This is a genomic window from Brucella rhizosphaerae, from assembly GCF_002252475.1.
Lineage (GTDB): Bacteria > Pseudomonadota > Alphaproteobacteria > Rhizobiales > Rhizobiaceae > Brucella > Brucella rhizosphaerae.
The window spans coordinates 115146-130112 of sequence record NZ_NNRK01000029.1 but is presented as its reverse complement, the minus strand read 5'-3'; the positions used below and the strand labels follow the sequence as shown (position 1 = coordinate 130112).

Sequence of the window (14967 nt, the reverse complement as noted above, 5' to 3'; positions counted from 1 at the left end):
TTTGTCTCTATAAATCAGGTTAAACCAATGTCTCTTGAAATCTTCCTCGCGCTCCTCGTCTTTGCGTTTGTCTCCTCGGTCACTCCCGGTCCCAACAATCTGATGCTTCTCGCATCTGGGGTGAATTTCGGTTTCAGGCGCACAATTCCGCATATGCTGGGAATAGGCGTGGGCTTTTTCATCCTGCTGCTGGCGGTTGGTTTTGGCCTCGGTGCGCTGATTGAAACAGTGCCTTCATTCTATACGTCGCTCAAATTTGCTGGCGGCGCTTACATGCTCTATCTCGCCTGGAAAATAGCTACGTCGCGCTCGATTGGAGAGTCCAAACGCAGCGATAGCGGCGTGCCGATGACATTTCTTCAGGCGGCGGCCTTTCAGTGGGTTAATCCAAAAGCATGGGTTATGGCGATCACGGGTATCGCCACCTATGCCAACCATGACAATTACTATGTGGCCGTACTGCTGGTGAGCGTTGCTTTTGCAATCGTAAATCTGCCGAGCGTGTCAGTTTGGGCAGGGTTTGGCACTTTGCTGCGCAACTGGCTTTCTGATCCTACCCGGCTGAAATGGTTCAACTTAACCATGGCCTTGCTGCTCGTTCTGAGCTTGTGGCCGATGTTGAAATAACGACTGAAAGCGTCGATCTGGAGAGGCTCCCGTTAAGCTGAAACGTGGGACCCGCTCTATCTGTTTGTTGTGCGAGCATCTTATCCGAAAACCGGTTCATATTTTTCGGGATGCACTTTGAAGAGGTGAAGAATGTCTATGCTTCCGACCTATGATGATGTGGTGTCCGCGGCTAAACAAATTGAAGGGCACGCGCATCGCACGCCGGTCTTCACCTCCTCAACGATAGACCGCGAAACCGGCACGGAGTTCTTTTTCAAGTGCGAGAACTTTCAGCGTATCGGTGCTTTTAAGTTTCGCGGTGCATTCAATGCTTTGTCACGGTTTAGCGATGAGCAGAAAAAGCGTGGGGTACTTGCATTTTCTTCCGGCAATCATGCACAGGCAATCGCGCTTTCTGCCAAACTGCTGGGCATTGGCGCCACAATTATCATGCCCGAAGATGCCCCGGCGGCAAAGCTGGAGGCAACGAGGAGCTATGGTGCGAAGGTTGTCACTTTTAATCGCTATACAGAGGATCGCGACGCGCTCTCGAAGTCGCTCGCCGATGAAGGTGGCTTGACGCTTATTCCACCATTCAATCATCCAGATATTATCGCCGGTCAGGGTACTGCGGCCAAGGAACTGATCGAAGAGGTCGGCCCTTTGGATGCATTGTTTATCTGTCTTGGTGGTGGTGGATTGCTAGCAGGATCTGCCTTGGCTGCAAAGGCACTCGCTCCGCAATGTGATGTTTATGGTGTTGAACCGGAAGCGGGGAACGATGGTCAGCAATCGTTCCGCTCAGGCAAAATCGTGCATATCGATGTGCCTAAAACATTGGCGGATGGTGCTCAGACCCAGGCTCTGGGGGAGATGACCTTTGCGATCATTCGTAACACAGTCCGGGATATTCTCGCCGTCAGCGATGATGAACTGGTGCAGGGAATGAAGTTCTTTGCGAGCCGGATGAAAATGGTTGTTGAACCGACAGGTTGCCTCGCCTTTGCTGGTGCACTGCAGATGGCGCCAATGCTGAAAGGCAAGCGGGTTGGTATCATTATCAGCGGCGGCAATGTCGATCTCGACAAGTTTGCTGCGCTGGTGAGCCATTAGACAAGAACAGCGGCAGGGAGAAGCCCCGACCGCTGTTCCATTTATTTCAGAAGCGCATAGCCAAAGGTGTGGCATTCATTCACGCCGCACTGAACGCCGACCGAGATGAAATTAATCACGCCAATGGCTATGACATAAAGGCTGAGCACCGTCGCAAGTACACGAAGTAACGGAAATGTCGCCAAAGGCTTCTGCTGCCATTGAACATTGCTGCCCCAGACAATCAGCTGAAAAGCCAAAGCAATCAGAAGAGCTACCGCAATAAGAACCGACCAAACCGGCATATGAAGCCCGAAGACTGCGCTGCCAATATATTCATGTCCGGGACGCGGATAGATATCAAGCAGGGTTTGACGCACTGAAACGATCAGCAGGAACAGCGAGAAAATCATGCTCAGCCCAGTATTGCGATACGAGAAGCCGCGACGGAACTGCAGGATAATACCGAAGCAGACGCCGAACATTGCAACACGCTGCAGAAGGCATAATGGACATGGTATTTCGCCATTGGCATATTGAAGTACCATAGCTGCGGTAAGAATTGCCGCGACGACTGCCATCATTCCCAGAAGATAAATATAGAGAAGTGCTGCAGGCAGGTTATTTTCCGCAGTATCATGGTCGAGTTTAAAAGTGTTCATGCCGCTTCTCCAAGCACAAGTGTGCTGTGCTCAAGGCCATATGCGAGCCTGTCCAGCGGGGATTGATCGATTACCTGTGTCTGAAGCCACGGCATCCGAAAGCCATATTCAGGGCTGTATACTTCCCAAAGGAATTGTTTCACGCCCAATGCAAGGCAAACGATAACCAGAAATATTGCGATGGATTGACGCCCAAACCACGCGAAAATCAATGAAAGTGCCAAAGCTGCAAAAACAACAAGCATCATGGCTATACTCCTTATTTGCAAATAATATCGGCTTCTAATAATTAAATTATCATGAAATTTTAAATGTAACTTTCAATTTTATCTTGTTTTACTTGTTGGCAATAAATTTATATATAATTATTAGTTTATACTAATGTAAATTGTTTTCCGTCAGGAAGAGCTATGCCAAAGTTTTGATGCTGGTTTGTTCTCCTTCGCGCTTGCTCTTGAGCGGCGAATCCTGTCTGAACAACGGATGCAGTTTTCACCGGAGCAGGATCAGGCCTTGAAGGCCGTCGGAAAATGGCTGAAGGAAGGGCGCTCCCCTATCTTCAGGTTGTTTGGCTATGCGGGTACGGGCAAGACAACGCTCGCGCGTTATTTTGCCGAGCATGTCGATGGCGATGTGCAGTTTGCAGCATTTACGGGCAAAGCAGCACAGGTTCTGCGCTCGAAGGGCGCGAATAATGCGCGCACACTTCATTCGCTGATTTATCGCCCGCGCGGTGAGGAAGCAGTGGAAGACGAAACCACCGGCAAAACCTCAATTTCACCGACCTTTTCGCTGAACCGCCAGAGTCCTGTTGCCAAGGCAGCACTTATCGTTGTGGATGAGTGTTCTATGGTTGATGAGCAACTCGGCCGCGATTTAATGACCTTCGGTACGCCTATTCTGGTGTTGGGCGATCCCGGACAGTTGCCGCCAATTTCTGGTGGCGGGTTCTTCACCGAGCATGATCCTGATTTTCTGTTGACCGAAATTCACCGTCAGGCGCGCGACAATCCGATCATTCGCATGGCGCTGGATGTGCGCGAGGGCAGGGAGCTCGATTATTGCGACGAGGGACGGGCAAAGGTCATTTCCAAGTCCGAAGTCAATCAGGATCTGGTTCTTTCTGCCGATCAGGTGCTTGTTGGCACCAATCGCACGCGCAAGCGCTATAATCAGCGGCTGCGCGAACTGAAAGGCTTTACGGCTGAATACCCGCAGGCTGGCGACAAGCTGGTTTGCCTGCGCAACGATCCCGCTAAGGGATTGTTGAACGGGTCGCTCTGGAAGGTCATGACTTCATCGAAGGAAACGGTGAAGCCTGGCATCAATCTGCTGGTTTCACCGGAAGATGAAGATCGTGGTGTTGCCAAGATCAAGCTGCTCAAAGCTCAGTTTGAAGACCCGGATGCAGAAATTCCGTGGCAGACCAAGAAGCGTTTTGACGATTTCGATTATGGTTATGCGCTAACGGTGCACAAGGCACAGGGTTCGCAGTGGGACAATGTCGTCCTTTTCGATGAAAGCTACGCTTTCCGCGATACGCGCGAGCGCTGGCTTTATACAGCTATCACCCGCGCCGCAGAGCAGTTGACTATCGTCAAGTAATCATTGTTGGGTTTGGGGTCGCATCGAGCCATTTCCAGGCTTCCTGTTCGTCTTCGGCTTCAAAGGTTCGCATTTCTATCGAGAGAAATGGCTGCATGAGCGTTACGCTGGCCTGTATCCACAATGGCCCGCCCACAATCGCGTAACGTCGCAGATGGCGTAGCGACTTAGCGCGCATGGACAGCATGCTTTCTGAAAATGCAGAGCCCCAGTCGACGCCTTCATAGCCGGTCAGTCGAATGAGGAGGTCGATTTCATCATGACCTTCATAAGCGGCATCGAGCAGACCATAAAGGTTTTCAAGGGCTGCATCATTGAGATGCCCTTCGATTGCAAAAGCAAATACATCTTCGCGGTTGGTGGGAATGCGGCGAATGACGGGAATGTCTTCATTGCGCATCGGGGACCTCCACTTCCTGAATGTTCTGTTTGACCGAACGTCATGTTTTGTTTCTGGTGTTCAAACGCTTTTGGGTGCTCAAAAGTTGCGATATCGTTGCGAAAATTACAGCGATGATAGCTGTTGGGGATTGCGTGCGGGGTGCGACCGGAAAACACTCACATTTTTTACCAGCAGGCGATATAAAGCCATATCCTGATTTGAGGGAGCGAAGCTCTATGCCTGCAAAACTGTCCGTCAATCTCAACGCCATAGCGATGTTGCGTAATCGGCGCGATCTGCCGTGGCCAAGTGTAACCGGGCTTGGGCGCGCAGCCCTTGCAGCTGGGGCCGCAGGGTTGACCGTGCACCCGCGCCCTGATCAGCGACACATCCGTTTTTCCGATCTTGGCGATCTGCGTGCTTTGATCGACGATGAATATCCGCAGGCTGAGTTTAATATTGAAGGTTTTCCAACCGAAGCCTTTCTTGAGCTCGTGGAAAAGCATCAGCCGGAGCAAGTGACATTGGTGCCCGATGATCCGATGCAGGCAACATCTGATCATGGTTGGGACTTTGAAACCAAGTCTGATTTTCTTGCTCCAATTATCCGGCGTTTGAAGTCAAACGGTATGCGTGTTTCGCTTTTCGCCGATCCGGACCCGCTTGGTTATGACAAGGCAAAGGCCATTGGTGCAGACCGGGTTGAGCTCTATACCGGCCCATACGGCGCGACCTATGATGACCCCGCCGCTGCAAAACGCGAGCTGGAACGTCTTGGCAAGGCAGCAGCTGCCGCAACCGCATTGGGGCTTGCAGTCAATGCAGGGCATGATCTGACAGTTGAAAATCTGCCAGCGCTGGTCAAACATGTGCCGCAGCTCAGTGAAGTATCCATCGGGCATGGTCTTACGGCTGATGCTTTGATGTATGGCATGCCTGTCACTGTGAGCCGCTATATCGGTGCACTTGCCGGATAAGGTAGTGCATAGAGCGCATGGCTTAGAGAGAAGCCCTGCGAATTCTGCATTTGTGCGCGGGCGTAACAAGATATAGACCGCCCGCCTGATATACATGCGCTGGGGGCGCGCTGGATTGTTTGAGGGAAGCATACATGAAGTTTTCCGCAGTTCGCGTTCCGCGTTACCACGTCGGTTCAGCTTGCTTTTCTATAAAGAGTTTAATTTTGATACTTCAGGCCTATGGGTAGTTCCCAACTGGTGTGGGAACCTTTTACAGTGATCATGTATTCCCTAACACCTACGCGCTCTGAAATTCCATCCCGATACTTACGACCTTGCGAGGTGTCTGCATATGAGCAGCGAGCAACCAGATAAGAATGCGTCAGACGCAGGAGATGCGCTGGCGGGTTCTCAGAACACGCTGCCCGTTGGCATTTCTCCTGAAAACGCGATGATTTCGGAAGAAAACGAACATTCCCAAGACAGCATGAAGACGCTCGTTCTTGGTGCGCTTGGCGTCGTCTATGGCGATATCGGCACGAGCCCGATCTACGCTTTTCGTGAAGCGTTGCATGCGGCGACCTCTGATGGGTTTCTCTCGAGAAGCGATATTCTGGGTGTTGTTTCACTTATTTTCTGGGCGCTTTTGCTTGTTGTCACGGTCAAATATGTGATCTTTGTGCTGCGCGCCGACAATAATGGCGAAGGCGGCATTCTCTCTCTGATGGCATTGGTACGGGCTGCCCTGAAGGGGCGGCCCGACATCATTCTGGCAGCCGGTATTTGTGGCGCGGCCCTGTTTTTTGGCGACGCAGTCATTACGCCAGCGATTTCTGTGCTGTCGGCCGTTGAAGGCGTGCAGATTGTTGCGCCACACATGACGCCGTTTGTGGTGCCCATCACGGTGGTTATTCTTGTTGTTCTGTTCTCTATTCAGAAGTACGGGACAGGCAAGGTTGCTATTGTCTTTGGACCGATCATGGCAGTCTGGTTTCTGGCGCTTGGTGCGTCGGGTCTTTGGCATATTTTTGACGACCCAACAGTGATGGCAGCGCTCAATCCTTATTATGCTCTGCGGTTTCTTGTGGTCAGTCCTGGTGTTGCGTTCATCACCGTAGGCGCGGTTTTCCTCGCTATGACGGGTGCCGAAGCGCTTTATGCCGACCTTGGTCATTTTGGACGCAAGCCGATTGTACGGGCGTGGTTGTGGATCGTGTTTCCATGTCTGCTGCTCAATTATTTTGGTCAGGCAGCATTCGTGCTTTCGCATGGTGAAGCCGCAGCATTGCCGTTCTTCCAGATGATGCCTGAATTTGCGCTATGGCCAATGGTGCTGCTGGCAACGGCTGCAACTGTGATCGCCAGTCAGGCCGTTATCAGTGGTGCGTTTTCCGTGGCTCGTCAGGCCGTACAGCTTAACATTTTGCCGCGTCTTGAAATCCAGCACACTTCGGAGAAACTGCACGGGCAGATTTATATTCCACGCGTCAATCTCCTGCTGGGCCTCACCGTTATCATTCTGGTGCTTGGTTTCGAGAAGTCCAACAATCTAGCGTCCGCTTATGGTATCGCGGTGACCGGCAACATGCTGGTCACGACCGGGCTTCTTTACTTCGTCATGACACGCATCTGGAACTGGCGTGTCAGCCGTGCGGCACCGTTGATCCTTGGCTTCCTCGTCATCGATATCATGTTCTTCAGCGCCAATATCATCAAGGTGCATGAAGGCGGTTGGGCATCCATCACCTTCGCGCTTATTCTGGTGATCATCATGTGGACCTGGGTGCGTGGCACGCGCCATCTCGTCCAGAAGACACGCAAGGCAGAAGTGCCGCTTGATCTCATTGTTGAACAGATGACCAAGCGTCCGCCAACCATTGTTCCGGGAACGGCAGTGTTTCTCACGGGCGATCCAAAAAGTGCGCCAACAGCACTTATGCACAGCCTCAAGCACTATAAGGTTTTGCACCAGAACAACGTGATCCTGACCGTTGTCACAGCTTCCAAGCCGTGGGTTTCGAGTGCGGATCGTGCACGTGTCTCGCAATATAACGAGCGCTTTATGCAGGTCACGCTGACCTTTGGTTACATGCAGCAGCCTAATATTCCGCGTGCGCTGGGCCTTTGCCGAAAGCTTGGCTGGAAGTTTGATATCATGACGACATCTTTCTTCCTGTCGCGCCGTTGGTTGAAGGCATCGGCACATTCTGGTTTGCCTTTATGGCAGGATAAGCTCTTTATCCTGCTTGCACGGACTGCATCCGATGCCACTGAATATTTCCAGATACCAACGGGACGCGTGGTGGAGATCGGAACACAGGTAAATCTCTAAGGTTGCGAGCTGACTATTCTTAAATTTCTGAAGGGCGTCTTCTGAGAATTTGATTCCGGAAGACGCCCTTTCTTTTTGAATTGGCTGTCTTTTTTTACGACGGTGAAGGGGATAGCTCGTGGATCATATTTCCAGATTACGTTTTGGTTCGATTCAATCAGATCGGCGCTCCGGCTTTTTATTTGAAGCATAATCTTATCGATGCTCGTTTCATTCCGTTCGGATTATCCTCTAGTTGTCACGCGCGTTCCTCCCGAAAACTATTTCACACTTTTCTGGGGCTTTTCGGAAATCTTCAAGGGCTGGAAAAAATCCTGCTTGACGGTCGCCCAAGCAAGGATTAATAAACGGAACCGTACCGTACGGTACAAGGTGGAGGGATTGATCCGTGACTGATAAAAGCGACGAATTGCAGGCTCAGAAGCAGCCGTCTTTTTCGCCGCGTCAGAACGATGTTCTGGAGCAGGCGTTGCGCCTTCTTGTCGAAGGTGGAGACCGTGCTTTGACAACGGCGAGTATTGCGCGTGCTGCCAATTGCTCCAAGGAAAGCCTCTATAAATGGTTTGGTGATCGTGATGGCCTGCTCACCGCAATGGTGCGCTGGCAGGCGTCGAAGGTTCGTGTCGTGCCGGTAGCACGCGAGAAGCTTGATGCGGAATCGCTGTTCTCCAGCCTGGAACATTTTGCGCGTGACTGGCTGCTCGTGCTGTCGGGTCCGACATCTATCGCGCTGAACCGTCTGGCTGTTAGCCACACGGCATCGGGCAAGTCGGCCTTGGGGGACATCGTTCTTGCGAACGGGCCGGTTGCAATGGCGAAGCGTCTCAAGCCGATCCTGGAAATGGGGCAGGAAGCAAAGCTTCTGGCTTTTGACGATATTGACGAAGCATTTCGTGCATTTTTCGGGCTTGTCGTCCGGGACATGCAGATCCGGTTGCTGCTTGGCGACCGGCTGGAACTGACTGACGAAGTGGTCATCCGGGACGCCCGGCGCGCTACAAAGCAGTTTTTCGCTCTCTACGGGGCATAAACCAACGGCCAACGCGAGAAGGCCACAGAGCAATCTGAAAAACAATCTGAACGAAGGGAATATGGAAATGCGCGTATATTATGATCGCGATGCAGACGTTAACCTGATCAAGGCGAAGAAGGTCGTTATCGTCGGCTATGGTAGCCAGGGTCGCGCCCATGCGCTCAATCTCAAGGATTCAGGCGCTGCCAACGTGCGCATCGCTCTTCGTGAAGGTTCGGCAACAGTCAAGAAGGCTGAAGCTGATGGCTTTGAAGTCATGAATGTTGCTGACGCTGCCAAGTGGGGCGACCTCCTGATGATGGCAACGCCTGATGAATTGCAGGCTGACATCTACAAGGAACACATTCACGACAACCTGCGTGACGGTGCAGCGATTGCATTCGCTCACGGCCTCAATGTTCATTTCGGCCTCATCGAGACCAAAAAGACCGTTGACGTTGTCATGATCGCACCAAAGGGCCCAGGTCACACGGTTCGCGGCGAATATCAGAAGGGCGGCGGCGTTCCTTGCCTGATCGCTATCCATCAGGATGCTTCGGGCAACGCACATGATCTCGCTCTGTCCTACGCTTCGGGCGTTGGTGGCGGTCGTTCGGGTGTTATCGAAACCACATTCAAGGAAGAGTGCGAAACCGATCTGTTCGGTGAGCAGGCTGTTCTTTGCGGCGGTGTTGTTGAACTCATCCGCACCGGTTTTGAAGTTCTGGTCGAAGCTGGCTACGCGCCAGAAATGGCTTACTTCGAGTGCTTGCACGAAATGAAGCTCATCGTAGACCTGATCTACGAAGGCGGCATTGCCAACATGAACTATTCGATCTCCAACACCGCTGAGTGGGGCGAGTATGTCACTGGTCCGCGCATCATCACTGCAGAAACCAAGGAAGAAATGAAGCGCGTTCTGAAGGACATTCAGACCGGCAAGTTCACTTCTGATTGGATGCAGGAATACCGCGCAGGTGCTGCTCGCTTCAAGGGTATCCGTCGCAACAACGACAGCCACCAGATCGAAGAAGTTGGCGAAAAGCTCCGCGGCATGATGCCATGGATTGCAGCGAACAAGCTCGTAGACAAGGCACGCAACTAAAAATCTGCGATATTCAGGCTCTGGCTGTCTGCAAATGGCGCTTTGTTTCTCACAAAACACCATTTTCTTATAGAAGCTCCGTGCGCCCCAAGGGGCGCACAAAGGTCGCTCTGACTTTAAGATAGATGCATCGGCCAGAGACCTGAATCTCACCAGATTTTCGATGCTCTGCGATCAAGAACACAAGGGGCGTTTCTTGCGCCCCTTTAGTACATGGCAATGACGTAACTTGATGCGGTTAGTGTCTAACGCACGAAAAGATCGTCAATGGCTTCAAGAATTTATGTTTTGTGCGCGCTTGAGCCAAAACAATTCTGAATATCTTTATTCCATCTAAGCATGGAAAGAGGTGTTCTCGTTGGTTGAAAATTGCGCTATCGCTTCACCCTTATCTGGTGAAGTTTGAGGAGGCTTCGCCTTCAAACGAATTGAGGAGATTTCCCGTGCTGGACTGGGAAACTGTATTTGCAACGCGCTCGAAACGTATGCGCGCTTCGGAAATCCGTGAACTTCTGAAATTGCTGGAGCGTCCGGATATTATTTCCTTTGCTGGTGGTATTCCCGATCCGGCGTTGTTTCCGCATGACGAATTCCAGACCGCTTATAAGGATATCTTTGGCGGACCTGAAGCGAATGCTGCTCTGCAATATTCAGTGTCGGAAGGCTATAAACCGCTGCGCACATGGTTGGTGAGCGAGCTTGCCAAGATCGGTATTCCTTGCACGGAAGATAATGTTTTTATCACTTCCGGTTCACAGCAGGCGCTCGATTATCTCGGCAAGCTGTTCATTTCACCAAATGACACGGCGCTGGTAACGGCTCCAACCTATCTTGGTGCATTGCAGGCATTCAATGCCTATGAGCCGACCTACGATATTCTTTCAATGAATGGTAATCGCACGCCTGTGTCCTATCAGCAGGTTGCTGAAAAGGCAGGCGGTCAGGTCAAGTTTGCGTATCTTTCAGCAGACTTCAGCAATCCTACCGGTGAAACCGTTGATCTTGCAGGCCGCGAGAAGCTGTTGGCCGATGCGGATGAGCTTAATGTTCCGATCATCGAAGATGCCGCTTATCAGTATCTGCGTTACAATGGCGAGGCGATTTCGCCGATCCTGTCGCTTGATATCGCGCGCAATGGTGGCGACATCGAAAAGACCCGCACCATCTATTGCGGCTCTTTCTCCAAGACGCTGGCACCGGGCCTGCGCGTTGGATATGTAGTTGCCTCGCAGTCAGTTATCCGCAAGCTGGTTTTGATGAAGCAGGCTGCTGATCTGCATTCGTCCACGATCAACCAGATTGCTATCTACCATGTGGCATCGCGCGGCTTTGACAGCCAGGTTGCGAAGCTTCATGGCGTTTATAAACATCGCCGTGACAAGATGCTCGAAGCTTTGGCCAAATATATGCCTGAAGGCACGGACTGGACCAAGCCAGAGGGTGGTATGTTTATCTGGGTTACGTTGCCCAAGGGTATGGATGGTGCAGCATTGCTCGCAGCATCGATTGAAAGCGAAAAAGTTGCTTTCGTTCCGGGCAAGGCATTTTTTGCCGATGGTACAGGCGCGAACACACTGCGTCTGAGCTATTCATGCGCTAATGATGAAATGATTGATGAAGGTATCATGCGCCTTGGTCGTCTGATCCGAACGCATTCCAAATCGGAAGCTGCGTAATAAACAAACAGAAGCCGGGCATTGCCCGGCTTTTTTGTTTTATTGGAATGGCGAATTGCAGCCTGAACGCGGTCCTGCCAGTGGCTGATAGGTGTTGTCTGAGGTGCGGTAGCTGCGATAGCGATTGGAGCACCACTGGATATGGTTGCTGCTTGGTCCGAAAGTCGTCACCGGCTTGCGGTTCGAAGGGCGGACCTGAAGCGGATCGCCGTTTTTATAGATCGGGATGCCTTCGCGCGAAATATAATTGCCACTGTCACGGCAACCCACGCCATAGCATTTGCCTGATCCGGCTTGTGGCTGATAAGACCGCGGCATTGACCCCATGATCGGCGGCTTGCTGGGCTGCAAGGATGGCAGATAGGGTGTTTTCCGCAGCTCAATCGCCGCAGCGCTGCCTACGAGGCTTGCTGCAAACAGGCCCGAGCAAAGTGCGAGACGCCAAATCTTACCCAACATCATTTCCTGTCCTCGTTGCTTCTCTTCATATGGGGATTGTTCGGCTGAAAATCACCAAGTGCACCAAATTTTGAAAAGAAGCTCTTGCCAATCATAACGCAAGTCGCGAGATTGCGCAGGCATGATCACGATAGCCACATTTAATGTCGAAAATCTGATGCGCCGGTTTGATTTCTCCGGCTTCCGCAATGAATTGCATCAGGATCGTTCGCTCAAATTATTCGAAATTGGCGATGAAACGCAATATCGTTTGCTGGAGCAGGCGCGTGCTGTCGCCCATGCGGATGATACCCGCCAGATGACGGCGCTAGCTATCGCCGAAGCCCGCGCGGACATTCTTTGTTTGCAGGAAGTCGACAATCTCGCGGCGCTGAATGCCTTTGAATATGGCTATCTTTTCAAGATGATTGGCCAGGGCTATCGCAACAAATATCTGATCGATGGCAATGATAGTCGCGGCATCGATGTGGCGGTTATGGCGCGCGATACGACTCGCGATGGTCAGCCTATCGAGATCACTCAGGTCACGAGCCACGCACACCTGACCTATAACGATCTGGGGCTCTATCAGCCAGTGCTGGCCGAGTTGGGGCTGGAGCCAAATGATCGTATCTTCAAGCGTGATTGTCTTAATCTTGATATGCGAATTGGTGGCAAGCCTTTGTCGTTGTTTGTGGTCCATCTGAAATCTATGGGCGGGGCACGCAACGGTTTTGATGGGCGCACCGCGTCTCTACCCGTACGGCAGGCCGAGACGCGCGCTATTCGACGTATTATCGAAGACAAGTTCGGGGCAGGGCAGACAGCGGATAAACGCTGGCTTATCTGTGGTGATTTTAATGATTACCGCGAACGAATCATCATCGAAGGTGACGAGTGGAACGGGTATCAGTTCAACCCATTTACCGAGGAAACCAGCGCGCTTGATACGCTGCTGAATGATGGCTTTGCCGTTAATCTGGTTGAGCGTCGCCCGGTTATGGATCGCTGGACCCTCTATCACACACGTGGGCCGCAGGAGCGCCACCTTTGCCAGCTCGATTATATTCTGGCTTCACCGTCCTTTGCGAACAAGAACGAGAGTGCCATTCCGCAGATCATTCGTCGTGGACAGCCGTGGCGCACCGTTTTCCCGCCGGGACAAGATGTTGAGCGCTATCCACGTGCCGGATGGGACCGGCCCAAGGCCAGTGACCATTGTCCCGTGGCGGTGACGTTGAACGTCGTTTGAAAATGAGGCAGCTTATGCAGCACGTGAAAGCAAACACGGTCTATCAAATTGATCGTGTCGATGTCCGGGTTCTGCCTGGCCCTCTTTCCTATACTGAAGACAACAAGCCGGCCATCGCTGCAAACTGGGAAAAGGCGATTGCTGCCAATTCAACACTTTTCGATGGCGAGATTTATCTGGCACCGGAAGCCCATCTTGATGGTCATTTGTTTCAAGCCAGTTTCAGACGTACCAGCTTTGCAACACTGATGTACTGGCGCGATGACCGTGTTTCTGAAAAGCCCTGGCACGTTTTTGGTGTCGGCATCATGGTCTCTGCCGAGGGACACCTGATTGCAGCGCGTATGAGTGCGCATAATGCTGTGGCGGGTCGTGTTTACTTCCCGGCCGGCTCTATCGATGATCACGATATTGTCGGCGACCGGGCAGACTATGATGCAGACATGGCGCGCGAGGTTTTTGAAGAGACGGGAATGGATCTTCGCGCAGCAAAGGCCGAGGCGAAAACCCATCTTGTGACGGCTGATGGCAGCATTGCGCTTTTCCGGCGCTACCATTTTGATGTGTCGACTGCTGAATTGCTCAAACGGATTGAAGATAATATTGCCAAACAGGCTGAACCGGAACTTTCCGAGATCATTCCGGTGACGCGAGCAGGGGCCATGGGCGAGGCGACGCCTTCTTATGTTCGCGCATTTGCAGACTGGCATTTTAATAATCAACATTGAGGTTGGTTCTGACAGATGACAGCGCCGCGAAATTGGCTATGCTCGCGTGCTGTTCATCGACTGATGTGAGGGAGACTTGAAAGATGACCGAAGCTGCCAGTGCCGGCCGGTATTATGAGATTTTCGACGTTTTCGCCGATAAGGCTCTGGCTGGAAATCCATTGGCTGTTGTTCACGATAGTGAAGGGCTGACGGATGCCCGCATGCAGGCCATTGCGCGCGAGTTTAATCTGTCGGAAACGGTTTTCATCTTTCCGCCCGAAAATCCGATGCACGAAGCTGCTGTGCGTATTTTCACACCTGACTACGAACTTCCGTTTGCCGGGCATCCAACGGTGGGAGCTGCCGTATCATTGGCGCGACATCGCAAAACGGGCGATGAGACGGATCGGCTTGTAACACTTGAAGAAAAGGTCGGCGTGGTTCGCTGTGGGGTCATTCTGGGCGACAATAGCGCTTTTGCCGAATTTGATCTGCCACGATTGCCGGAAAAACTCGATATCAAGATCGAGAAAGAGGAAGCCGCAGCTGCGATCGGACTGGGTACACATGAAATCGGTTTCGAGAATCATGTTCCCGCCATTTGGAGTGCAGGCACGCCCTATCTTCTGGTTCCGGTGCATAATCTGATTGCCGCGGCAAAAGTCTCGATCGATCCTGTTTATGTCAGCGAAAGCTTGCCTCATGTCGCTGAGCGTCCTTTGCCGATCTATGTTTATTGCCGCGAGACCATCTTGTTTGACAGCAATTATCATGCGCGCATGTTCGTGACAGGGGCAAATGTTTATGAAGATCCAGCGACAGGCTCAGCCGCCGCAGCCTTTGCCGGTATGATTCTGGCTAAGGACAAGCCGGTTGATGGCAGTTCGCAATGGTGGATTGAGCAGGGCATGGAGATGGGGCGCCCATCGCGTATCCGTCTTGAGCTTGATGTGTCCAAACAGGTGCTGACAGGCGCGCGCATTGGTGGCACGGCAGTCAAAATTGCCGAAGGGCGTCTATTCGTCTGATTTTCTTGTTTTGATTGCAGTCAAAGCGCAATCGCCGCCCTATAGTAGTTTAGCAGTTGAGCGCCATGCACCCTATTGGGAGCACTAAGATCGCTCTGACAGCTT

15 protein-coding genes are annotated in these 14967 nt (G+C 52.0%); 11 read left to right on the top strand and 4 right to left on the bottom strand.

The window, feature by feature from the left end:
• Nucleotides 1-27: 27 nt before the first annotated feature.
• Nucleotides 28-627: a LysE family translocator gene (locus CEV32_RS13355; RefSeq protein WP_094577608.1), complete on the top strand. Its 600-nt coding sequence runs from the start codon at nucleotides 28-30 to the stop codon at nucleotides 625-627.
• A gap of 132 nt (nucleotides 628-759) precedes the next feature.
• Nucleotides 760-1722: a threo-3-hydroxy-L-aspartate ammonia-lyase gene (locus CEV32_RS13350; RefSeq protein ID WP_094577607.1), complete on the top strand. Its 963-nt coding sequence runs from the start codon at nucleotides 760-762 to the stop codon at nucleotides 1720-1722.
• A gap of 41 nt (nucleotides 1723-1763) precedes the next feature.
• Here CEV32_RS13350 and CEV32_RS13345 read toward each other — a convergent pair whose 3' ends face one another.
• Together CEV32_RS13345 and CEV32_RS13340 are read right to left on the bottom strand one after the other, a co-directional pair.
• The gene (locus CEV32_RS13345) at nucleotides 1764-2363 is read right to left on the bottom strand and encodes a disulfide bond formation protein B (RefSeq protein ID WP_094577606.1); all 600 of its coding nucleotides are present in this window, start codon (nucleotides 2361-2363) and stop codon (nucleotides 1764-1766) included.
• Nucleotides 2360-2611 (bottom strand): hypothetical protein, encoded by a 252-nt coding sequence (locus tag CEV32_RS13340; RefSeq protein ID WP_094577605.1) that lies wholly within the window; start codon nucleotides 2609-2611, stop codon nucleotides 2360-2362. The genes CEV32_RS13345 and CEV32_RS13340 overlap by 4 nt, the downstream gene beginning before the upstream one ends.
• Before the next feature lie 235 nt (nucleotides 2612-2846).
• Between CEV32_RS13340 and CEV32_RS13335 the strand changes: the two genes are divergently transcribed.
• A complete protein-coding gene (locus CEV32_RS13335; protein ID WP_094577604.1) occupies nucleotides 2847-3968 on the top strand; it encodes an ATP-dependent DNA helicase in 1122 nt (373 codons plus the stop codon).
• On the opposite strand, the gene CEV32_RS13330 is transcribed toward CEV32_RS13335, so the two are convergent.
• On the bottom strand, nucleotides 3961-4368 hold the full coding sequence (locus tag CEV32_RS13330; RefSeq protein WP_094577603.1) for a SpoIIAA family protein: 408 nt from the start codon (nucleotides 4366-4368) through the stop codon (nucleotides 3961-3963). The two genes, CEV32_RS13335 and CEV32_RS13330, sit on opposite strands and share 8 nt — an antisense overlap.
• A 218-nt stretch (nucleotides 4369-4586) precedes the next feature.
• On the opposite strand from CEV32_RS13330, the gene CEV32_RS13325 reads away from it, so the two are divergent.
• The 5 genes from CEV32_RS13325 (at nucleotide 4587) to CEV32_RS13300 (ending at nucleotide 11434) form a co-directional block, all read left to right on the top strand.
• Entirely contained in the window at nucleotides 4587-5327 is a 741-nt protein-coding gene (locus CEV32_RS13325) for a pyridoxine 5'-phosphate synthase (RefSeq protein WP_094577602.1), read from the top strand.
• 433 nt (nucleotides 5328-5760) lie between these two features.
• A complete protein-coding gene (locus tag CEV32_RS13320) occupies nucleotides 5761-7641 on the top strand; it encodes a potassium transporter Kup (protein ID WP_167382801.1) in 1881 nt (626 codons plus the stop codon).
• Nucleotides 7642-8029: 388 nt separating this feature from the next.
• Nucleotides 8030-8671 carry a TetR/AcrR family transcriptional regulator gene (locus CEV32_RS13310; RefSeq protein ID WP_007875688.1) on the top strand — a complete coding sequence of 214 codons (642 nt, stop codon included), beginning with the start codon at nucleotides 8030-8032 and terminating at the stop codon, nucleotides 8669-8671.
• A gap of 67 nt (nucleotides 8672-8738) precedes the next feature.
• Nucleotides 8739-9758 carry a ketol-acid reductoisomerase gene (ilvC, locus tag CEV32_RS13305; RefSeq protein WP_094577869.1) on the top strand — a complete coding sequence of 340 codons (1020 nt, stop codon included), beginning with the start codon at nucleotides 8739-8741 and terminating at the stop codon, nucleotides 9756-9758.
• A 443-nt stretch (nucleotides 9759-10201) separates the two neighbouring features.
• Nucleotides 10202-11434 carry an aminotransferase-like domain-containing protein gene (locus CEV32_RS13300; protein ID WP_094577599.1) on the top strand — a complete coding sequence of 411 codons (1233 nt, stop codon included), beginning with the start codon at nucleotides 10202-10204 and terminating at the stop codon, nucleotides 11432-11434.
• 39 nt (nucleotides 11435-11473) lie between these two features.
• Here CEV32_RS13300 and CEV32_RS13295 read toward each other — a convergent pair whose 3' ends face one another.
• Complete coding sequence (locus CEV32_RS13295; protein WP_094577868.1) at nucleotides 11474-11893, bottom strand: BA14K family protein; 420 nt, start codon at nucleotides 11891-11893, stop codon at nucleotides 11474-11476.
• 121 nt (nucleotides 11894-12014) lie between these two features.
• Here CEV32_RS13295 and CEV32_RS13290 point away from each other — a divergent pair, with 121 nt between their 5' ends.
• From CEV32_RS13290 to CEV32_RS13280, 3 genes are all read left to right on the top strand, one after another.
• Nucleotides 12015-13124 (top strand): endonuclease/exonuclease/phosphatase family protein, encoded by a 1110-nt coding sequence (locus CEV32_RS13290; RefSeq protein WP_094577598.1) that lies wholly within the window; start codon nucleotides 12015-12017, stop codon nucleotides 13122-13124.
• A gap of 14 nt (nucleotides 13125-13138) precedes the next feature.
• Nucleotides 13139-13852: an NUDIX hydrolase gene (locus CEV32_RS13285; RefSeq protein WP_094577597.1), complete on the top strand. Its 714-nt coding sequence runs from the start codon at nucleotides 13139-13141 to the stop codon at nucleotides 13850-13852.
• Nucleotides 13853-13935: 83 nt separating this feature from the next.
• Nucleotides 13936-14862 carry a PhzF family phenazine biosynthesis protein gene (locus tag CEV32_RS13280; RefSeq protein WP_094577596.1) on the top strand — a complete coding sequence of 309 codons (927 nt, stop codon included), beginning with the start codon at nucleotides 13936-13938 and terminating at the stop codon, nucleotides 14860-14862.
• Nucleotides 14863-14967 lie beyond the last annotated feature (105 nt).